This is a genomic window from Streptomyces sp. BF23-19 (genome assembly GCF_041106355.1).
Lineage (GTDB): Bacteria > Actinomycetota > Actinomycetes > Streptomycetales > Streptomycetaceae > Streptomyces > Streptomyces virginiae_A.
In genome coordinates, this window is record NZ_JBGBPT010000009.1 from 95,412 (window position 1) to 116,160 (window position 20,749).

Here is a 20,749-nt window from a genome sequence, read left to right on the forward strand (position 1 = left end):
ACCCCACACCCCCTTCCGCATCCCTGATCCATCGAGGAGAACACCGTGAACGACGCGTCCCCGCAGCAGTACCTGGTCGTGGCCAACGACGAGGAGCAGTACTCCCTCTGGGAGGCCGGCCGGCCCGTCCCGCTCGGCTGGCACGACCAGGACGTACGCGGAACCAAGGAGGAGTGCCTCGCGCACATCGAGCGGGTGTGGACGGACATGCGCCCGCTCAGCCTCCGCGTGAGCATGGCCGGCTGACCCGACGATCCCCGGGCACCACGCCGCCCGGCAGACCCCACCGTGGGCTGCCGGGTGGCGCGGCGGTGCCGGAAGGAACCCCGTATGACCAGCTCGTACCCCGGCGGCGCCGCGTCATCGCGCCGCCGCAGCCCGCTGGCCGCCCTGGTGGCGGCCTCCGGGATCTCCTCGCTCGGCATGGCGGCGACCCTGGTCGCCGTGCCCTGGTTCGTCCTGCACAGCACCGGCAGCGGCACCCGGACGGGGCTCGTCGCCACCGCGGAGGTGTTGGGCCTGCTGTGTTCCGCCGTGCTCGCGGGTCCGGTGGTCGACCGACTGCCCGTACGAGCGACCGGCATCGGCGCGGACCTGCTGACGGCCGCGGCGATCAGCCTGATCCCGCTCCTGCACGCCTGGGGCGCCCTGCCGCTGCCCGTCCTGATCGTCCTGGTCTTCCTGGTGGGGGCCGCCCGCGGGCCGTCCGACACCTCCAAGCAGCTGCTCCTGCCCGGCGCGATGGAACGCGCGGGCGTCACGGCGGAGCGGGCCACCGGAGCGGTCGAGGGAGCCCGCCGGATCGGCATGATGGCGGGCGCGCCGCTGGCCGGTCTGCTCATCTCGACCGTCGGCCCCGTGCGCACCCTGTACGCGGACATGGCGGCGATGGCGTTGTGCGCCCTCCTCGTGGCGACCCTGGTGCCGGCGGCGGCCCGCCCGCGCCCGTCCGACAGCGGACAGCCGCGTGGTTCCTACGCCCGGGAACTGCGCTTCGGGCTCGGCCAGTTGCGTAGGGATCGACTCCTGGGCGCGATGGTGGGAGTCCTGATGCTGACCAACGCCTTGGACGGGGCACTGAACGGGGTGCTCTACCCGGCGTACGGCACCCAGGTGCTGCGCAGCAGCGCCCTGTTCGGGGCGATGGTGACCGCCATGGGGGCCGGCGCGCTGCTCGGGGCGGCCCTGTTCGGCTGGGCGGGGCACCGGATGCCGCGGCGCGCGGTGTTCGTCGGGGCCTTCGTCCTGGTCGGGGCGGTGCGGTGTGCCGCACTGGCCGCCGAGCCCCGGGTGCCGGTGCTGTTGGCGGTACTGGCCCTGTCCGGCATCGGGTCGGGGATCGTCGGCCCGCTGATGATGTCGGTCGCCTACGAGCGGGTGCCCGAGGCGGTACGGGGGCGGGTGTTCGGCCTGCTGGTCGCCGCCGCGCTGGCGGCGACGCCGCTGGGCATGCTGGGTGCGGGGCTGGCCCTGGACGCCGCGGGGCTGGTGCCGGCGCTGCTGGGTACGGGGGCGCTGTACCTCGCGGTCACCCTGCCCCCGCTGGTCTTCCCGGTGTGGCGGGAGTTGGACACCCGGGGCCAAGCGGAGCACGTGGAGCCGCCGGCCCGGCGGGAGCAGGGCTCTCCGGCCGCCGTAGGCGCGGGAATCGTGACCGAATAGGCAGGATTTATGGAATTTTGCGGCCCCTCACCATCGCGCCAGGCAGCTTGATGAGCAGTCTGATCGATCACCGAAGGGCCCGGGGCACGGCAAGGTTGTTCCTGCACCGACCGGCGCGGACGGCCCACGAAGTGGTTCGCGCCCGGACCAGACCGCTCGCACTCCTGGGGATCCCATGCTCAAGCGTTACGTCATCGCCCTGTCCGTGGCCGCGTCCGCGCTGCTGCTGCCCGCCGCCGGCGCCGCTCAGGCCGCCGACGGCGACACGGCCGCGACCACCGTGACGACCACCACCGGGGGCGAGGGCAGCACCACCACGCAGACGCCGCGTCAGATCGTCACGTCCAACGGCCGGGTGGTGACGGTCGGCACCACGCTGGGCGGCCGGAACCGCGACACGGCCGACAGCTCCTGGGGCGGCTGATCGCACCGGCCCGTCAGGGCAGTCGGAACGGGGGGAGGGAGGATCGCATCGCGATCCTCCCTCCCCCCGTTCCACCTCCGACGCCGTCAATCCCGCTCGTCGCCGAGACAGATGACGGCATACCGGGCCTCGGGTGCGCCGACGCAGCGGCGCGACCAGCGGGCCGGTACGTACAGCAGCTCGCCGGGCAGCAGCCGGCACTGGAAGGACTCCGACCGGCCGCTCTCGCCGGTCCCGGTCAGCTGCCAGGTCACGGCGCCGGCGATCTGCTGGATCAGCAGGTGCTCCCGGCCCCCGGCCTGCCCGGTCCAGGCGGCGTCCACGCCGACGCCCGGGACGGTCCCGGCCGTCTCCACCCGGTCCAGCCGGACCGACAGGCCGGTGAGCGAGGCCAGTTCGGCGGTGAACCGGTCCACCTGGGCCGGGCACACACCGCCACCCGTCGGCCCCGCCCCGGCGATGTCGGATTCGTCGGCGTCGTCACCGTCGCCGGTGCCATCGCCGTCGCCGGTGTCGTCGACGTCACCGAACGCCGGGTTGTCGTACTCGGGCCACAGCACACCCGGCGCCCGGTCCAGGTGGACCGAGAGGAACAGGACGATCTCCCGCAGGTGCGGGGCCTCCCGCTCCCAGGCTTCCTCCGGCATGTCCATCACGTGCCCCTCTTGTTCGGCGGCTCCACAGCTCCCATCCCAGCAGCATGCGACACGCCCGCCGACCGCGACAGACACGAGAACACGTGACACCAGGTCAGGAAGGCTGTACGGACTCGCCGTCCGACCCGTCCGACCCGTCCGACCCGTCCTCCAGGTCCAGCAGTCCGCGCGCGGCGGCGGCCACACCGGCCTGGAAGCGGCTGCCCGCACCCAGCTCCTGCATGATGTCGGCGATGTGGCGCCGGGCGGTGCGCAGCGACATGCCCAGGCGCCGGGCGATGGCCTCGTCCTTCAGCCCGGCCGCGAGCAGCCGGATGATCGTCTCGTGGATCTCGCGGGCCACCTCCTCGAGCCCCTGACCCGCGGCGGCCGAGAACGGCGAGGCCAGGTCCCAGGTCTGGTCGAAGATGTTGCACAGGTACGCGACGGTCGACGGCTCGCGTATCACCACGGCGCCCCAACTGCCGTCGGAGACCGGTACGAAGGCCAGTTCCCGGTCGAAGGCGATGAGCCGGCCGAACAGTTCGTGCGCGGTGCGGTACTGCGCCCCCAGCACGGAGGTGGCCGCGACGTAGGCCTGGCTCGGCCCGTTGAAGCGGGCCGTGTGGTGGTAGAGGGTCCGGATCGAGATCCCCCGCTGGAGCATCGTCTCGTCCCGCCGCAGCGCCTCCTGCATCGCCTCCGGCACCCTGCTGCCGCCCCCGGGCTGCGAACTGAGCATTTCGGTGGTGCAGTTGAGGGAGGCCCGGTTGAGCGCCCCGCGCACGTCCTCCAGGCTCTCCAGGACCTCCAGCGACTCCCCCGTGGAGCGGCGGCCCAGATAGTGCGGCAGGAAACGCCCCAGGTCCTCGCGGATCCCGCTGATCGCCCGCTGCTGCTCGCGGATCCGCGCCTCCAGGGGCGCCACGAGCTGCTCGGCGGCGGTGTCCGGGGCCACCGCGAAGGCGACCGTCGGATCGATCGGACTCACGTGCAGCAGACGGGAGGAGCGCAGGCGTGTCACGCTGCGCCGGACCTCGTCCGCATCACGCCCCGTTCCGGCGGCCACCGCGTCCACGTCCACCGTGCGGTGTTCGAGCACCCAGCCGTAGACATCGATGTCAACATCGGCGTTGTTCGAATCCGGCACCACGTCAGATGTTTGCATTGCCCCACTTTGCCTTTTTCGCCCCTGGTCGCTTTACTGCCAGGCACTTTGGTGAGGTGCCCGCCCCCTGGCGCCAGGATATGCAGGACGAAAGGCTGTACCCCACGAACAGCAGCGGGTGTCCGGCCACTTCAGGCCCCGGACGTCCGAAACGGTGCGATCGCACCCAAAGCGATCGCACCGTCACCGGGGGTGCCGAGCCCCGCCGCTCCCCCTTCACCTTCGATCCGGAATCCGGAGCCCCACATGCTGCACACCACGCTCACCGCCCGCGCACCGGAGCTGCCCGCCCTGACCCCCCGCGAGCAGGAGGTGCTCGCCTACCTCGCGCAGGGGGACACGTACCGGATGATCGCGTGCCGGATGGGGCTGAGCCCGCACACGGTCGACACCTACCTGCGCCGGCTGCGCAGCAAGACCGGCGCGGTGAACCGGACCCAGCTCACCCACATCGCCTTCCGGATGGGCTACTGAGCCGACCGCGCGGTCGTGGCACCGGACTCGGCCCCGACCACCGGGGCATCGTCCTCGAACGTGCGCATCCGCCGCAGCGGGGAGCAGAGCAGGACCAGCGGGGCCGCCGACAGGGCGGCGGCGCACACCCACAGCGCGTCCCGCACGCCCAGGAGTTCACCGAGGAGTCCCGCGAGCAGGCCGCTCAGCGGCAGTACGCCCCACACCAGGAAGCGCATGGTCGCGGTCATCCGGCCGAGCAGGTGCGGCGGGCAGACCGTCTGCCGGTAGGTGACCTGGCAGATGTTGTACAGGGTGACGCCGGCCGACTGGACGAGCGACCCGAGCACGAACAGGCCGATCCGCCAGTCCTTGTCGGCCAGCGGGAGCAGCAGCCCGAAGGGCATGGTCACCAGCAGGGACAGCCACGTGAGCCGGGCCGCGCCGACGGCCCGGGTCACCCGGTCCGCGACGGTGGCCGCCAGCACCGAGCCGATCGTGGCCGTCGTCAGCACCCAGCCGAGGGCCGCGGGCGGCAGCCCGACGGTCCGGGTCAGGAAGAGCACCTCGATGGCCATCACCGCGCTGAGGAACAGGTTCACGGCAGCCGTGTTCAGGGCGATGAGCCGCAGGATCCGGTGGCTCAGGACATAGCTCAGCCCCTCGCGGATGTCGCGCAGCAGGTGCCGGCGGGGGGCTGGTTCCGGCTTCTCCTCCCGGGCCCCGATCCGCCCCAGCAGGACCACGGAGACCAGCGAGGTGACGGCCTGGCCGGCCAGCGTCCCGGCCGCGCCCAGCAGTTGCACCAGGAAGCCGGCGATGCCGGGGCCGGCGAACTCGGCCCCCGAACGCACCGTCTCCAGCTTCGAGTTGCCCGCGATCAGGGTGTCCTTGCCGATGAGGGTCGGCAGGTAGCTCTGATCGGCGACGTCACCGAACAGCCGGGCGCAGCCCAGCAGCAGGGCGACCCCGTACAGCAGCGGCATCGAGTGCAGGTCCAGCAGGTAGGCCACCGGCAGCGCGGTCAGCAGGACGGCGCGCGCCAGGTCGGCGGCCATCATCACGCGGCGCTTGCGCATCCGGTCCACCCAGGCCCCGGCGGGCAGACCCAGCAGCAGGAACGCCGCGTGTTCCGCGGCGGACAGCAGGCCCGCCTGCATCGCCGAGGCGTCGAGCGTGAGCACCGCCATCAGCGGCAGGGCCACGTACGTGATGCTGCCGCCCAGCTCGTTGCAGATGTGCGAGGACATGAAGAGACGGAAGTCCCTGCGCCGTCGGCGCTCCACGGCCTGGCCGGACGCGGTGGACTCGTCGGCGGACTCGTCGGTGGTGACGGACACGGGTGCGTTCCTTGTCTGGTCGCGGACGGGGTCCGCGGGGTGCGGGTTCATCGGGGGGCGGGCGCGGGCAGCGCCCTGGGGTCGAGCTTGCCGCCCGGGGTCCGGGGCAGGCGCTCCATCAGTGTCACCACGGCCGGTACGAGGTACCCGGGCACCTTGGCCAGAAGGTGCCGGCGCAGCTCGTCCGGGGTGAGGGGGCTGCCGGGGGTGACGGCGGCCCAGGCGGCGAGCTGCGGGCCGTCGGCCGCCGCGACGGCGCGGGCGACCACGTCGACGACGTCGGGGTGGGCGGCCACGGCCGCCTCCACCTCCTTGAGTTCGACGCGGTGGCCGCGGATCTTGACCTGGTCGTCGGCGCGCCCGAGGAAGACGAGCGGCCCACCGGGGGCGCGGGTGACGCGGTCACCCGTCCGGTACATGCGCTCGCCCGGGGCATCGGCGAAGGGGTCGGCGACGAACCGCTCGGAGGTCAGGCCCGGCCGGCCGTGGTAGCCGCGCGCCAGGCAGGAACCCGCCAGGTACAGCTCGCCCGCGGCGCCGGGGGGTGCCTCGCGCAGCTCCTCGTCGAGGACGTACGCCCTTACGCCGGCCAGGGGTTCGCCGAGCGGGATCAGCTCGTCGCCCGCGAAGCCGGCCGGTTCGGCCGGTCCCGGCTCGTAGGAGGTGGCGGTGATGGTGGACTCGGTGAGGCCGTAGCAGCTGATCACGGGGGGATGGCCGGCGGTCGTCCAGCGCGTCAGGTCCGCGGTGCGGCCCGCGTCGCTGCCGATCACCACGCGACGCAGTGCGGACGGCAGCGGCCGTGGGGCGCGCGCCAGGTCCTTGGCCCACTGCGACCAGTACGGGGTGGGGAGGTTGACGACGCTGATCCGCTCCGCCGCGAGGAACGGCTCCAGTTCGGCGGGCGAGAGCACGTTGTCCTTGACGAAGACGGCGGCGCCGCCCGTGCACCAGGTGGGCAGGGCCTCCTCCAGGCTGACGTCGAAGGCGGGGGCCGCGAACTGCAGGACCCGGTCCCGGTCCGTCAGCCCGTAGCGTTCGGCCAGGGTGGCGACCTGGGCGGTGAGTCCGGCGTGGCCGACCGCCACGGGCTTGGGCTGCCCGGTGGATCCGGAGGTGAAGAGCACGTAGGCGAGGGACCCCGGAGCCACGTCGACGGGCCGGACCGCCGAGGTGGGGGCCGCGGTCGTGGTGGACGCCCAGAACAACTCGCTCCCGGTACGGCGTTGCAGCATCGCGGCGGCGTAGGTGTCCTGTGCGACCGCGTGCCGGGTGCCGGCGGCCCGCAGCAGGGTACGCAGCCGCTCGTCGGGGGCGTCGAGGTCCACCAGGAGGGGGGCCGCGCCGGCGTACCAGATGCCCAGCAGCCCCACCGCCCAGTGGACGCCCCGGCGCACCCCCAGGAGCACGGTGTCCTCCGGTCCGGCGCCCGCCGCGCGCAGCTCCTCGGCCACCGCGCGTGCCCGCCGGTCGAACTGGCGGTACGTCAGCTCCCCCTCGGGGGCGCGGACCGCGGTGGCCTCGGGTGTGAGCCCGGCCCGGTGCGCGATGCGCAGGGGCACGGGGGTGGTCTGGGTCGGACTCATGGTGGCGGTGTCTCCTGGGGGTGCGGTCGGGGCTCTTCGCGGCGCGGTCAGGCCTGGTCAGGCGTGATCAGGCCTGATCACGGGAGCGGGGGCGCAGCGCGGGGCGGGCGGGTGCGGCGGCGGCCTCGGTGAGACGGGCGGGGACGCCCGCGGGGGGGGGCGTCTCGAAGAGGTCGCGGATGTTCAGCCGTACGCCGAGTTCGGTGCCGATGCGGCCGGCCAGTCGGGTGGCGAGGAGCGAGTGGCCGCCGTGGGCGAAGAAGTCGTCGTCCATGCCGGCCTCCTGGAGGCCGAGGACGGAGGCGAAGATCTCGCAGACCGTCTTCTCGGCGGGGGTGGTGGGCAGCCGTCCGGCCGGACGGTGCACGGTGGCCGGGTCGGGGAGCGCCTTGCGGTCGAGCTTGCCGTTGACGGTGAGGGGGAACTGCGGCAGGTGCAGGAACAGCGACGGGACCATGTAGTTGGGGAGGTTCCGGCCCAGCTCCGTGCGGACCTCCTCGGCGGTGGGCGTCCCGATGAAGTAGCAGATGAGCCGCTGCTGGCCCGCGTGGTCCCGGTCGACGGCGACGACGGCCTCGCCGACGCCCGGCACGGCGCGCAGCGCGGTCTCCACCTCGCCGAGTTCGATGCGGTTGCCGCGGACCTTGACCTGGTGGTCCTGGCGACCGAGGAAGTCGAGCTGGCCGTCGGCCCGCATCCGGGCGAGGTCTCCGGTGCGGTACATCCGGCTGCCGGGGACGGCGGAGAACGGGTCGGGGACGTAGCGCTCGCTGGAGCGGCGCGGGTCGCGCAGGTAGCCGGGGCCCACACCGGTGCCGCCGATGAAGAGTTCGCCCGGCACGCCGGGCGGTACGGGGGCGAGCGCGGCGTCCAGCAGGTAGAGGGTGTTGTTGCGCAGCGGGCGTCCGACGGGCAGCCGGCCGTGTTCCAGCTGGGCGTGCACGTCCGGGCCGATGAAGGCGTGGGTGTTGTCGTCGGAGCACTCGGTGAGGCCGTAGGCGTTGACGATCGCGGCCTGCGGGTGGCGCGCGTACCAGCGGGTGCACAGTTCGGGCGGCAGGACCTCGCCGTTGACGATGAACCAGCGCAGCTCGGGCAGGGCCGGCGGCTGCACGCCGGTGTCCCACAGGTCGACGGCGGCGCGGACGAAGGAGGGCACGGTCTCCAGGACGGTGATCCCCCGGCGTGCGGCGTCGTCGAAGAGGGCGTTCGGGTCGCGGGCGGTGTCCCGGGTGACCAGGTGGACCTGTCCGCCGGTGATCAGTGGGGCGAGCATCTGCCACACGGAGATGTCGAAGGTGAGCGGGGCGTTCATCACCACGCGGTCGCCGTCGCCGAGACCGAGGTCCTCGACCTTGGCCAGGAGGTGGTTGTTCATGCCCCGGCGGTGGACCATGGCGCCCTTGGGCTTGCCGGTGGAGCCCGAGGTGAAGCAGACGTAGGCGAGGGCGTCGGGTCCGCCGGCCGGCGCCGGGCGCTCGCCCGGGGCCGCGGCGGCCGCGTCGTCGATCACGAGGACGGGCAGGCCGCCGGGGACGGCGGCGGCGATCTCCTCGGCGCGGGCGCGCTGTTCGGGGGCGGCCAGCAGGCGGGCGATCCCGCCGCTTGCGAGGAGGTCGGCGGTCCGGGTGACGGGCCCCTCGGGGTCCAGCGGGACGTAGGCCGCACCGGAGCCGAGGATGCCGAGCATCGCGACGGGGACGCGGGCGGTGGGCTCGCTGAGTACGGCGACCAGGTCGCCGGGGCGTACCCCGTCGGCGAGCAGGGCCATGGAGAGCGCGTCGGCGCGGGCCACGAGGTCCGCGTAGCTCAGCGTGCGGCCGGTGTCGTCGGTGGTGGCGACGGCGTCGGGGCGGCGCCCGGCCTGCTTCCGTACGCGCTCCACGACCTCCGCGTAGTCCTCGTCGCGGGCGGTGTCGTTCCACTCGACCAGGACGCGGTGGCGTTCGGCCGGGGAGAGCAGGTCCACGGTGCCCACCGGGCACGAGGGGTCCTCGGCGACGGCTTCCAGGAGCCGGGCGAGGCGTTCCAGCAGGGCCTGGGCGGTGTCGCGGTCGAAGACGTCCGGCCGGTGGTCGATCTGCAGGCGCAGCCGGTCGCCGGGGATGGCGGTCAGCGAGAGCGGGTAGTGGGCGGCGTCGTACGGGTCCACTCCGGTGACCCGGAGCCCGCCCGCGCCGAGGGCGGCGAGGCCGGCCGCGTCGACCGGGTAGTTCTGGAAGGCCACGCAGGAGTCGAAGAGTTCGCCCGCTCCCGCGAGCCGCTGGATCTCGACCAGACCGAGGTGGTGGTGATCGATCAGGCGCGCCTGCTCGTCCTGGAGCCGCTCGAACAGCGCGACGAGGGACTCCGTCGGGTCGATGCGGACCCGGACCGGCACGGTGTTGATGCACAGGCCCACGATGTCGGCGACTCCGGGCAGTTCGGGGTCGCGGCCGCTGACGATGGCGCCGAAGACCACGTCCTCGGAGCGGATCTGCCGGCCGAGCAGGAGGGCCCACGCGCCCTGGAGCAGGGTTCCGGAGGTGATCCGGTGGCCACGGGCGAGGGCGCCGAGCCGTTCGGTCAGGGACTCGGGGAGGTACGTCTCCACGCGGTCGGGCAGGACCGAGCCGGGCGGCGGGGACACCGGCGCGGTGCGGGTTCCGCCCGGCAGGCCGTCCAGGGCGCGGGTCCAGGCGTCCTGGGCGGCGGCCGTGTCGCGGCTGTGGAGCCGGCTCAGGAAGGCGGAGTAGGGGGTGACGGGGCCCAGCGGGGCGTCGTCGGCGTGGTGCAGGGCGAGGAGTTCGCGTACCAGGACCGGCCAGGACCAGCCGTCCATCACGATGTGGTGGTAGGTCAGCAGCAGCCGGTGGGACAGCGGGCCGGTGCGGACGAGGGTGAAGCGCAGCAGCGGCGGCCGGGCGAGGTCGAAGCGGGTGGCCCGGTCCTCGGCGAGGAGGGTGTCGACGGCCGCGGTGCGCTCGGTCTCGTCGAGCCCGGACAGGTCCACCTCCTGCCAGGGGGCCCGTACACCGCGCTGGACGACCTGGGCGGGTTCGCCCGTGGCGCGGCGCAGGAAACCGGCGCGGAGGTTGGCGTGCCGTTCCAGGACGGTGTCGGCGGCGGCGCGCAGCCGGTCCGCGTCGAGGGGGCCGTCGAGGTCGAGGAGCAACTGGGCGACGTAGACGTCGCGTTCCTCCTCGTCGAAGAGGGCGTGGAAGAGGATGCCGTCCTGGAGCGGGGAGAGCGGCAGGACGTCCTCGACCAGGGAGCGGGCCGCCGGGGCGGCGGCGGAAGTGGCGGGGGTGGACGGCGGGTGGTTCACGGTGGTGTTCCTTCGGTGGTCAGGCGGTCTGGGTGCGGCGGGCCCGGCGGACGATCGGCGGGTCCTCGGCGCCGGCGCCGGCGGCCGCGGCGGCGGGCAGGGCGGCGGCCAGTTCGGCGACGGTGGGACCGGTGAAGAACTGGCGGATGCCGACGGCGCCGCCGAACCGGTCCCGGACCTCGGCGAGCAGCTGCGTGGCGAGCAGGGAGTGCCCGCCGAGGTCGAAGAAGCTGTCGTGGACGCCGATGTCCGGTACGCCCAGGACCTGCTCCCAGATCGCGCACAGGGCGCGCTCGTCGTCGGTGCGCGGTTCCTGGCGGGCGCCCGCGCTGCCGGCCGTCGCCGGGCCCGGCACGGGCAGGGCCGCCAGGTCGGTCTTGCCGTTGGCGGTCACGGGGAAGGCGTCGAGCAGGGTGAGGGTGGCGGGCACCATGTAGTCGGGCAGTCGGGCGCGCAGGTGCTCGCGCAACTCCCGCGGGTCGGGTGCGGGGGTTCCCTCGGCGGGGACGGCGTAGCCCGCGAGCGCGGGACCGGCGGGCGTGTCCACGACGGTGACGGCGGCCTGGCCCACCGCCGGGTGGCCGGCCAGGGTGTGCTCGATCTCGGCGGGTTCGATGCGCAGTCCGCGGATCTTGACCTGCCGGTCGGCGCGGCCGAGGTACTCGACCTGGCCGTCGGTGGTCCAGCGGGCCAGGTCGCCGGTGCGGTACATGCGGGTGCCCGGAGGGCCGTACGGGCAGGCCACGAAGCGTTCGGCGGTCAGCGCGGCCCGGCCGAGGTAGCCCTGGGCGAGTCCGGCGCCCGCGATGTAGAGCTCGCCGATGACGCCGGGCGCCACGAGGCCGAGCCGCTCGTCCAGGACGTGGAGCTGCGTGCCGTCGAGGGGGCGGCCGATCGGGACCTGCCCGTCGGGGGCCTCCTGGCCCGGGCCCACGGCGAAGGTCGCGGCGAAGGTGGTGGTCTCGGTGGGGCCGTAGGCGTTGGTGACGGTGGTGCGGGGGCAGGCCTCGCGGACCCGGCGGACCATGGACGGCGAGGCGGCCTCGCCACCGGTCATCACCTCGTGCAGCGTGCCGAGCGCGGGCAGGCAGCGGTCGGCGAGGACGTTGAAGAGAGTGGCGGTGAGGAAGGTCCCGGTGACCTTCTCCTCGGCCATCAGCCGGGCCAGCGCGTCGACGTCGAGCTCGCCGGGCGGCGCGACGACGACCAGGCCGCCGTTCAGGAGCGGCACCCACAGTTCGTAGGTGGAGGCGTCGAAGGCGTGCGGGGAGCGGAACAGGACCCGCTCGTGCGCGCCGCCGCGCCAGCGCCGGTCGGTGGCGAGGGCGACGACCTCGCGGTGGGGGACGGCCACGCCCTTGGGGGTGCCGGTGGAGCCGGAGGTGTACATCAGGTAGGCGAGCGCGTCGGCGTGCCCGCTCGGCACACCCGTCCCGGCCGTCCCGGCCTCCGCGGCGGGCCGGTCGTCCGGACGCACTACGTGGCGCGGACCCGCCGGTAGGGGTCCGCCGTCCGGGACGTCGGTGACGAGGACGGCGACCCCGGCCGCGGTGAGCACGGTCCCGGTCCGGGCGCGCGGGGCCCGCGCGTCCAGCGGCAGGTAGGCGGCGCCCGCCTTGAGGATGCCCAGGCAGGCGGCGACGAGGTCGGCCGAGCGGTCCATCAGGACGGCTACGGCTTCGCCCGGCCGGACGCCGAGGGCGCGTAGCCGTGCGGCGATCCGGTCGGCCCGCGCGTCGAGTTCGCCGTACGTGGTCTCCCGGCCGGCGCAGCGCACGGCGGGGCGGCCGGGGTGGGCGGCGGCCCGCTCCGCGAAGGCCCCGTGGACGGTACGGGCGTCAGGGACCACGGGTGCGCCCTGCCAGTGCTCCAGGAGGTCGGCGCGCTCCCCGGGCAGCAGGACGTCGAGTGCGGAGAGCGGGACCGCAGGGGCGCGGACGACAGCGCCGATGAGGTGGACGAGGCGGTCCAGCAGGCGCCGGGCCGTGGCGTCGTCGAACAGGTCGCTCGCGTACTCCAGGCCGAGGGCCAGGCCCAAGGGCTGCCCGGTGGCCGGGTCGTGGAGCTCCTCGACCTCCAGGGTGAGATCGAACTTGGCGGTGTCGGTGCGTACCGCCTCCACCCGCGCCCGCAGGCCCGCGAAGGCGGGGGACTGCGGCTCGGTGCGCTGGGCGGAGACGGCGACCTGGAAGAGCGGGTGACGGGCGGGCGAGCGGGCCGGGTTGAGGCGTTCGACCAGCGATTCGAAGGGCAGTTCCTGGTGGGCGTACGTCTCCAGGGCGGCGGTGCGCACCCGGCCCAGCAGCTCCGTGAAGGTGGGGTCGCCGGAGGTGTCGGCTCGCACGATCAGGGTGTTGACGAAGAGGCCCACGAGGTCGGTGAGGGCTTCGTCCTCCCGGCCGTCGACGGGGCAGCCGAGCGGCAGGTCGGTGCCGGCGCCGAGGCGGGTGAGCAGGACCGCGAAGGCGGCCTGGACGGCCATGAACGGGGTGGCGCGGACCTCCCGGGCCAGCGCGGCCAGTCCCGCGTGGGCGGCGGCGTCGGTCCGCGCCTCGACCAGTGCGCCCCGGTGGCCGGCCACGGCCGGGCGCGGGCGGTCGGCGGGCAGGGCCAGTTCTTCGGGCAGGCCGTCGAGGACGGCCGCCCAGTGGGTGAGCAGCCGGCCGTGCAGGGAGTCGGGGTCCTGGGCCGGGCCGAGGAGTTCGCGCTGCCACAGCGCGTAGTCCGGGTACTGGACGGGCAGTTCGGGCCACTCGGGCGGCCGGCCGACGCACCGGGCGGTGTAGGCGGCGGCGAGGTCGCGGACGAGGACGTTCACGGAGTGGCCGTCACCCGCGATGTGGTGCAGGACCAGGAGCAGGTAGTGGTCCTCGGCGCCGTCGGTGAACAGGTGGGCGCGCAGCGGCGGTTCGGTGCCGAGGTCGAAGGGCCGGGACGAGGCCTCCTCGGCCCGCCGGGCGCGTTCGGCGGGCGGGCAGTCGGTGACGGTGAGCACCGGGGCGGCGTCCGCGGGGCCCAGGACCCGCTGGTGGGGGCGGCCCGCCTCGTCGGGGAAGACGGTGCGCAGCGCCTCGTGGCGGCCGCTCACGTCCGCGAGCGCGGCCCGCAGGGCCGGGCGGTCGAGGGTGCCGCGCAGCCGCAGGCCGACGGGAATGTGGTACAGCGCGCCGTCGGCGCCGTCCCGGGCGTGGAACCACAGCCGCTGCTGGGCGTGGGACAGAGGGATCACAGCAGGGCTCCGAGCTGGGATTCGAAGGTGTCGAGGTCGGCCTGGCTGACCTGGGCGAGGGATACGTCGGAGGGGGTCAGCCCGCCGGCGTCGGGGCGGGCCGCGTGGGTGACGACGGCGCGCAGCATGGTGAACCACTCCTGCGCGAGGTCGTGGACCCACTGCCTGGGGAAGACGTTGCCCGCCCAGGTCCAGGTGGCGCTGAGGGTGAGGCCGTCCGGGCCCTCGTGGGCGGCCGCGTTGACCTCCACGGCGTGGGCCATCGGAAGGCCTTCGTCGGCGTCGTCGAGGGCGAAGTCGTGCCCGGGGGCGGCGTCCCACGGGGCGTCGCCGCCCATCGGGAACCGGCCGAGGTAGTTGAAGCCGATCTCGGGGATGCCGCGCGCGGCGAGATCCGGCCCGGTACGGGAGTTGAGGTGGCGCAGCAGCCCGAAGCCGATGCCCTTGTCGGGTACGGCGCGCAGTTCCTCCTTGACCAGGCGTAGGGCGGCGCCGACCGCGGGTCCGCCCGCGCGGGCCTCGTCGAGGTCCGGGCGGCCGAGGGCGAGGCGGACGGGGAACACGGTGGTGAACCAGCCGACGGTGCGGGACAGGTCGGTGCCGTCGGCGACGTCCTCCCGGCCGTGGCCCTCGACGTCGACCAGGACGGCGCCCTCCTCGCCCTCCTCGCCCTCCTCGTCGGTGTCGCGCCGGCCGAGCACGGCGAGAGCCAGGGCGGTCAGCAGTACGTCGTTGACGGTGCCGTTGACGAGGCCGGGCGCGGTGGTGAGCAGGGGGCCCGTCACGTCCGGCCCGAGGGTCAGGGTGAGGGTGTTCTCCGGGCTCTCGGGGTCGAGGCCGCCGGGCGCCCGGACCCCGGCCAGGGGCTGCGGGGCCTCACGCAGGGCTGCGGCCCAGCGGTCGGCCTCGGTGGTCCGCCGGCCGGAGGTGGCCTCCGCGCGCAGCAGGTCGGCCCAGTGCGCGAAGGGGGTAGCCGCCGGTTCCAGGGCGGGCTCGCGGCCCTCGGCGAGGGCCGTCCAGCAGCTGCGCAGGTCGTCCTGGAGGATGCGCCAGGAGACGCCGTCGACCACGAGGTGGTGGACGACGAGCGCGAGCCGTCCCTGCTGTCCGGCTCCCCGGTCCAGGAGTACGGCGCGCAGCATGTGGCCCTCGCGGGGCGAGAGCAGCCGCCGCGCGGCCCGCATCCGCTCCCGGGTCAGGGCGGGGAGTTCCGCCTCGCCCGTCCCGCGGGCGTCCACGAGCTCCAGCAGCTCCGCCGCGGTGACGGAGCCCGCGGGCGGTACGAGCGGCTCGGCGCCGGCGGCCCCGATCCCTTCGGGCAGGCGCAGCCGGAGCATCTCGTGGGTGTCCAGGAGGGCCTGGACGGTGCGTTCGGCGGCGGCCGCCCCGAAGCCGGGCGGGGTGCGCAGCACGAGCGACTGGTTGTACGTGTCGACGGGACCGCCGAGTTCGGCGAGCCAGCCCATGATGGGGGTGGGCGCCAGCGGGCCCAACCGGCGCGGGGGCACGGCCGGTCCGGCGTCCTCGCCCGCCCGGCCCTGGGCGCGGGCGGTGGCGGCGAGCGCGCTCACGCTCTCCGCGCGGAGCACGTCGCGGGTGCTGACGACCAGGCCGGCCGCGCGGGCCCGGCTGACGACCTGGATCGCCTGGATGCTGTCCCCGCCCAGCCCGGTGAAGCTGTGGCCGGCGTCGACCTCGGCGCGGCCGAGGACCTCGGCGAAGAGGGTGCGCAGGGTCCGTACGGGGTCGGGCCCGGACGGGTGCTCGGTGCGGTGGACGGGCTCAGCCACGGGCTGCGTTCCCGGCGAGGGCGGCCACCAGGGAAGCGGGACGCATGTCGGTCCAGACCCGCTCGACGTGGTCCAGGCAGGCCTGCCGGCCGTCGGGGCCGTGCACCACGGTCCAGCCGGCCGGAACGGGGTTGCCGGCGGGCCACAGGGAGTGCTGGAGCTCGTCGTTGCGGACCACGACGTAGGAGGCGTTGTCGTTCTCGAAGGGGTTGCTCATGGCGGTTCGCCTTTCGGGTCGGGTGCGGCCGTACGGGTCGTACGGCGCGTCGTCGGTACGGGTGTGACGGACGGTCAGGAGCGCGGCGCGGCCTCGATGTCCAGGCGGATCAGGGCGCGCGCCGCGTCGAGGGCGGCGTGCACGCCTTCGGGCTCCCCGTGGCGGGCGATCACGTGCCCGAGCCGGTCGGAGGCGCTACGGGGCCTGCGGACGGGGGCGCCGGGGGCGGCGGTGACCAGCACGGACTCGACTCCCTCGACGGCTGCCGCGGCCTCGGCGCCGTGGGCGGCGGTCAGGGTGCCGTCGGTGTCGGCGAGGAGGAACTGGATCCCGGCGTGGCCGGCCTCCTCCGCCTTGAGGTGCGGGGGCAGGCCGAGGGCGGCGCGGAGCTGCGCGTCGAGGAGGTCGACGCCGGTGGCGAGCCGGATCAGTTCGGGGATCATGCCGCCGGCCGGGCGCGGGTTGATCTCTATGAGGGCGGGCCCGTCGGCGGTCAGTTTGACCTCGGTGTGGGTGGCGCCCAGCCGGATCCCGGCCGCGTCCAGGGCCGCCGTCACCGTGTCGATGACGAGCTGGGCGGTGCCGGCGGGCAGCGGGGCGGGGAAGAGGTGGCGGTGCTCGACGAAGTGCGGGCCGGCGGTCACGGACTTGGCGGTGATGCCGACGCACACGGCCTGCCCGTCCCCGCCGAACATCTCGACGCTGTACTCCGGCGCGTCCAGGTACTCCTCGACGAGGACCGTGCGGGCGGTGGGCATGCCCCGCACGTTGGTGTCGATCGCGAGGATCCGCTCGATCTGGGCCCGGACCTCCGCCTCGTCGGCGCAGAGCAGGACGTTGGTGGAGCCCGAGTCGTCGGCCGGCTTGACCACGCAGGGCAGTCCGGTGCGGGCGACGGCGGCCGCGGCCCCGGCCGGCCCGCGGACCAGGGCGTAGCGGGGCTGGCGGACGCCCGCGGTCCGCAGGCGCTCGCGCAGGGCCGACTTGTCGCGGCAGACGGCCACCGCCTCGGGCGCGTTGCCGGGCAGACCGAGCCATTGGGCGATCCGGGCGGCGGCCGGTACGTAGAAGTCGCTGGTGGTGGTGACCCCGGCGATCTCCTCGCGGCGGAACCGCTCCTGTACGGCGGCGCGCAGGGCGGCGTCGGAGTTGGTGTCGCAGCGCAGCACCTCGGCGCCGGTCTCCGCGAGGCCCCGATAGCGGTCGGGGTCGCCGGTCAGCAGGACGGGTACGGTGCCCAGTTCGCGCGCCCGGTCCAGCGCGAGCATGCCGGTGCCGGTGGTGTTGGACTCCACGAACAGCAGGTGCTGGCCGATCCCGGCGGGCGGGCTGTAGGCGAGGGTGGACCAGGTGCGGGCGGTCCCGTCGGGTCCGAGGGTGGCCGGCGCGGTGGCGGTGGGCACCTCGCGCAGCCGGTTCGCGTCCCAGTGCTCGTCGTTGTAGACGGTGTCGGCGTAGCGGTCGCCACGGTCGGGCAGGATGCCGACGATCCGGGTCCCGGGCTCGGCGCGGTCGGCGAGGCCGGTGAGGACCCGGTAGACGGAGCCCGAGGTGTTGCCGCCGAAGATCTGCTGCTCGCGGGCGAGGTCCCAGGTCGCGGCGAAGGCCTCGTGGTCGTTGAGCCAGTGGACCTCGTCGACGAGGGTGCGGTCCAGGTTCTTCGGCAGCAGGCTGTTGCCCAGCCCGCTCTGCAGCCGCTGCGGCACGTCGGGCTGGCCGAAGAGGGCGCTGCCCACGCAGTCGACGCCGACGACGTGCAGGGCGGGCAGTTGCTCGCGCAGCGCCCGGGCGGTGCCGCACAGGGAGCCGCCGCTGCCGACGGCTCCGACGAGGGTGTCGAACCGCCCCAGGTCCGCGAGGAGTTCACCGGCGAGGGTGCGGTAGGCGCCGGGGTTGTCGGGGTTGGTGTACTGCTGCGGCCAGAAGGCCCCGGGCAGTTCGCCCCGCAGCTCCGCGAGCCGCTCCAGGCGGGCGCTCTGCCAGCCGTGGCTGGTCATGGCCTCGACGACGTGCACCCGGCAGCCCAGGGCGCGGAGTTTGGCGAGGGTGACGGGGTCGATGCGCGGGTCGGTGACGATGTGCACCTCGTGACCCAGGGAGCGGCCGACGAGGGCGACGCCGAGGGCCATGGTCCCCGAGGAGCTCTCGATGACGGGCGCGCCGGGCTTCAGGGTGCCCAGCCGCCGGGCCTCCAGCAGGATGTTGCGGGCGACGCGGTCCTTCATCGCGAAGAGGTTCTGCAGTTCCAGCTTGGCGTAGACCTCCACGCCGCGGGCCTCGCCCAGGCGCAGCCGGACCAGCGGGGTCCCGCCGATCGCGTCCGTCACGGTGTCGAACAGCATGCTCAGATCTCCAGCTCGGTGGGGTGGGCGGGCGCGGCCTGCGGACTCCAGCTGTCGTCGGCGCCGAGGGAGCGGTGTACGGACACCTCTCCGCCGAGGGCGGCGCAACCGGCCCGGATGTGCTCGGTCTTGCTGGCGAGGGCGGGGTCGTTCGCCTCCAGGAGGACGCCGAGCATGGTGCCGCTGTGGGCGAGGACCAGGCCCAGCCCGTCGACCTCGCGGCACAGGGCGTGCAGTTCCGCGAATCCGGCGCGCCGGCGGCGGTGGGCGTTCATCTCGGCGCTGCGGGTGGCGACTGCGCCGACCTCGGCGAGGTCGCCGCGGGCCACGGCGTCGGTGAGCCGGTCCAGCAGGCGTGCGTACTCCTCCCGGTCGGCGGCGTCGATGGCCCGGGCGCCGCGGTTGTGCGCGACGGTGTCGACCTGGCCGCCCTCGTCGTGGGCGACGACGGTGAGCGGGGGCAGCACTCCGAGGCGGCGGCCGAGGCGCACCTCCCGGTGGTGGAAGGCGACGATCTCGTCGTACATCACCCCGTCGGCCGGTTCGATGTCGCGCAGGAAGTCCTCCGTCTCGGCCGGGGTGAAGGCACGCCCGTGGGCGGCCCCGACGGCCCGTACGGTGGCCACCAGGTCGGCGGAGGAACTGGCGAGGCCCTTGCCCTCGGGCAGGTCCCCGGCGACCTCCAGGAGGCCGCCGTCCGCCGTGCCGAGGGCGGCCAGGACCGCCTCGGCGACCCGACGGGACTTGGCCTTGTGGGCCGGGCTGACCTGGACGTCGCGGCGGCCGGGCCGGGGGTGGAACACGGCGGTGGCCCAGCGGGCGAGGGGGAAGGTGACCAGGAAGTCTCCCTGCGGGTCGGGCAGGGCGCCCTGGAGCAGTTCGCCGAAGGTGCCGAAGGCGCTGCCGGAGCCGGATCCGACGGGGGCGGCTTCGACCTGGGCGGCTGCGAGGGGAGCGGCGGGCGCCCCTGCGACGGTGTCAGTGGGCGTGCTGTACGCGGGTGCGGATGCCATCGCCGTCCTCCCCCTGGATCTCGTCGTCGGTCGTGCCGGACAGGAAGCGGTCGCCCTCCTCGGCGCCCGCGCGGACCGCGGCGGCGCGCGACTCCCAGTCGGCGCCGAGCCGTTCGTACGTCTCCTGCTGGGTGCGCAGGACCGCGCGGACGGCGTCGGGGCGGGCCGAACCGGCGGACACCATGCGCTCCAGGCCCCGGTCGACGTCGAAGGCGTCGGCGAGGAGCCGGGCGGGGTCGGTGAGGGTGATGCCGTGTCCGGCGGCCGCCTCGGCGAGCAGGGCGGGTTCGCCCGGGGCGGGGGCGGCGCCCGCCGTCGCGGCGAGCACGACGTACTTCCCGGCGACGACCTGGGCGGTGCGCCAGGGCACCCCTTCGGTGAGGCAGAGGGCGTTGGCGAGGCTGAAGCCGCCGAGGAACTCGCGCTCGCACACCTGGCGCATGCGGTCGGCGCGGAAGGTCAGCCTGCGCAGTACCTCGGTGAGGAGGCGGACGGTGCCGTGGGCCGAGTCGAAGGCGTTCAACAGGTGGGTGCCGGCCTCCTTGGACACCTCGACGAGGTTGCAGAAGGGGGTGTTGCGCTGGCCCAGGAGCACGTCGAAGTGGAAGGCGGTCAGATGGGCGGTGCGCCCGCGGATGCGTTCCAGGACCGGATAGTTCTTCTTCTGCGGCATGGCGGAGGAGATGCCGGACAGTTCGTCGGGCAGTTCGATGAAGCCGTACTCGCTGCCGCCCCAGGTGAGCAGGTCGGTGGTGAAGCGGCTCAGCGCGGTGCCCAGCAGACTGAGCTCCGCGGTCAGTTCGGCGCTCCAGCGGCGCGAGGCCACGGCGGTCAGGGCATGGGGCTGCGGCCGGGAGAAGCCGAGCAGCCGTGCCATCCGGTCGCGGTCCCAGGGCAGTTCCTGTCCCGCCATGGCGCCGGCGCCCAGCGGGCAGGCGTCGATGCCGTCGTACGCGGTCAGCAGTCGGGCGTGGGTGTGCAGCAGGTGCTCGGAGAGCGCGGCGAGGTGGAAGCCGGGGGTGATGATCTGGGCGGCCTGGAAGTGGGTGTACCCCGGCATGGGCAGGTCGCAGGTCTCCAGGGCCGCCCGGTGCACGACCTTGCCGAGTTCGAGGAGCGCGTCCGCGAAGCGGGCGAGCTGGTCGCGGCCGTACATCACCTGGGCGCAGGCCTGGAGGTCGTTGCGGCTGCGGTCGGCGTGCCAGCGCACGACCGGGGCGGGCAGGCCCGCCTCGACGTGCCGTTCGAGGGCGAAGGCGATGTCCGACATGTTGGCGCCGGGCTGCGCGCTGAGGGTGTCGGGCCCGACGGAGTCCAGCAGGGCGGCGATCCGGTGGGCCTCCTCGGCGGTGATCAGGTCCATGCGGACGTACTCGGCGGCCAGGGTCTTCTCGATGGCGACGTAGTGGCGCAGCAGGTGGCGCGACTCGAACCCGAACTGCGGGGCGAGCACTTCGTCGTGGAGGAGTTCGGCGGGACCGCCGCGGATCCGACCGCTCAGCTCGGGGGCGGCGGGCCCCGGGGTGTCACTCGTCACGTGGTGTGTTCCGTTTCCTGTTCTGGTGCGGGGCGCGGGGGCGTGC

15 protein-coding genes are annotated in these 20,749 nt (G+C 74.5%); 4 read left to right on the forward strand and 11 right to left on the reverse strand.

What is annotated here, in order from left to right:
- The first annotated feature begins 45 nt into the window (after positions 1-45).
- From AB8A24_RS07950 to AB8A24_RS07960, 3 genes are all read left to right on the forward strand, one after another.
- Positions 46-246: an MbtH family NRPS accessory protein gene (locus AB8A24_RS07950; protein ID WP_030756641.1), complete on the forward strand. Its 201-nt coding sequence runs from the start codon at positions 46-48 to the stop codon at positions 244-246.
- A gap of 84 nt (positions 247-330) precedes the next feature.
- Complete coding sequence (locus AB8A24_RS07955; RefSeq protein ID WP_328960654.1) at positions 331-1,662, forward strand: MFS transporter; 1,332 nt, start codon at positions 331-333, stop codon at positions 1,660-1,662.
- Positions 1,663-1,837: 175 nt separating this feature from the next.
- Positions 1,838-2,086 (forward strand): hypothetical protein, encoded by a 249-nt coding sequence (locus AB8A24_RS07960; protein WP_328960655.1) that lies wholly within the window; start codon positions 1,838-1,840, stop codon positions 2,084-2,086.
- 86 nt (positions 2,087-2,172) lie between these two features.
- On the opposite strand, the gene AB8A24_RS07965 is transcribed toward AB8A24_RS07960, so the two are convergent.
- Positions 2,173-2,739, reverse strand: coding sequence for a hypothetical protein (locus AB8A24_RS07965; RefSeq protein ID WP_328960656.1), 567 nt, complete (start codon positions 2,737-2,739; stop codon positions 2,173-2,175).
- A gap of 97 nt (positions 2,740-2,836) precedes the next feature.
- Entirely contained in the window at positions 2,837-3,889 is a 1,053-nt protein-coding gene (locus AB8A24_RS07970; protein ID WP_369475225.1) for a response regulator transcription factor, read from the reverse strand.
- A gap of 246 nt (positions 3,890-4,135) precedes the next feature.
- Here AB8A24_RS07970 and AB8A24_RS07975 point away from each other — a divergent pair, with 246 nt between their 5' ends.
- Positions 4,136-4,363, forward strand: coding sequence for a response regulator transcription factor (locus AB8A24_RS07975; RefSeq protein ID WP_030716619.1), 228 nt, complete (start codon positions 4,136-4,138; stop codon positions 4,361-4,363).
- Here AB8A24_RS07975 and AB8A24_RS07980 read toward each other — a convergent pair.
- The 9 genes from AB8A24_RS07980 to AB8A24_RS08020 form a co-directional block, all read right to left on the reverse strand.
- A complete protein-coding gene (locus tag AB8A24_RS07980; protein WP_328960658.1) occupies positions 4,357-5,682 on the reverse strand; it encodes an MFS transporter in 1,326 nt (441 codons plus the stop codon). The genes AB8A24_RS07975 and AB8A24_RS07980 overlap by 7 nt on opposite strands.
- Before the next feature lie 47 nt (positions 5,683-5,729).
- A complete protein-coding gene (locus AB8A24_RS07985; RefSeq protein ID WP_369475226.1) occupies positions 5,730-7,268 on the reverse strand; it encodes an amino acid adenylation domain-containing protein in 1,539 nt (512 codons plus the stop codon).
- 67 nt (positions 7,269-7,335) lie between these two features.
- Positions 7,336-10,575: an amino acid adenylation domain-containing protein gene (locus AB8A24_RS07990; RefSeq protein ID WP_369475227.1), complete on the reverse strand. Its 3,240-nt coding sequence runs from the start codon at positions 10,573-10,575 to the stop codon at positions 7,336-7,338.
- Between the two features lie 19 nt (positions 10,576-10,594).
- A complete protein-coding gene (locus AB8A24_RS07995) occupies positions 10,595-13,804 on the reverse strand; it encodes an amino acid adenylation domain-containing protein (RefSeq protein WP_369475228.1) in 3,210 nt (1,069 codons plus the stop codon).
- Entirely contained in the window at positions 13,801-15,594 is a 1,794-nt protein-coding gene (locus tag AB8A24_RS08000; protein ID WP_369475229.1) for a condensation domain-containing protein, read from the reverse strand. The genes AB8A24_RS07995 and AB8A24_RS08000 overlap by 4 nt, the downstream gene beginning before the upstream one ends.
- Entirely contained in the window at positions 15,587-15,811 is a 225-nt protein-coding gene (locus tag AB8A24_RS08005) for an MbtH family protein (RefSeq protein WP_030716628.1), read from the reverse strand. The genes AB8A24_RS08000 and AB8A24_RS08005 overlap by 8 nt, the downstream gene beginning before the upstream one ends.
- A gap of 74 nt (positions 15,812-15,885) precedes the next feature.
- Positions 15,886-18,153 carry a pyridoxal-phosphate dependent enzyme gene (locus AB8A24_RS08010; RefSeq protein ID WP_369475230.1) on the reverse strand — a complete coding sequence of 756 codons (2,268 nt, stop codon included), beginning with the start codon at positions 18,151-18,153 and terminating at the stop codon, positions 15,886-15,888.
- A 2-nt stretch (positions 18,154-18,155) separates the two neighbouring features.
- Positions 18,156-19,166 carry a kinase gene (locus AB8A24_RS08015; protein WP_369475231.1) on the reverse strand — a complete coding sequence of 337 codons (1,011 nt, stop codon included), beginning with the start codon at positions 19,164-19,166 and terminating at the stop codon, positions 18,156-18,158.
- On the reverse strand, positions 19,132-20,703 hold the full coding sequence (locus tag AB8A24_RS08020) for a lyase family protein (RefSeq protein WP_328960665.1): 1,572 nt from the start codon (positions 20,701-20,703) through the stop codon (positions 19,132-19,134). The genes AB8A24_RS08015 and AB8A24_RS08020 overlap by 35 nt, the downstream gene beginning before the upstream one ends.
- Positions 20,704-20,749 lie beyond the last annotated feature (46 nt).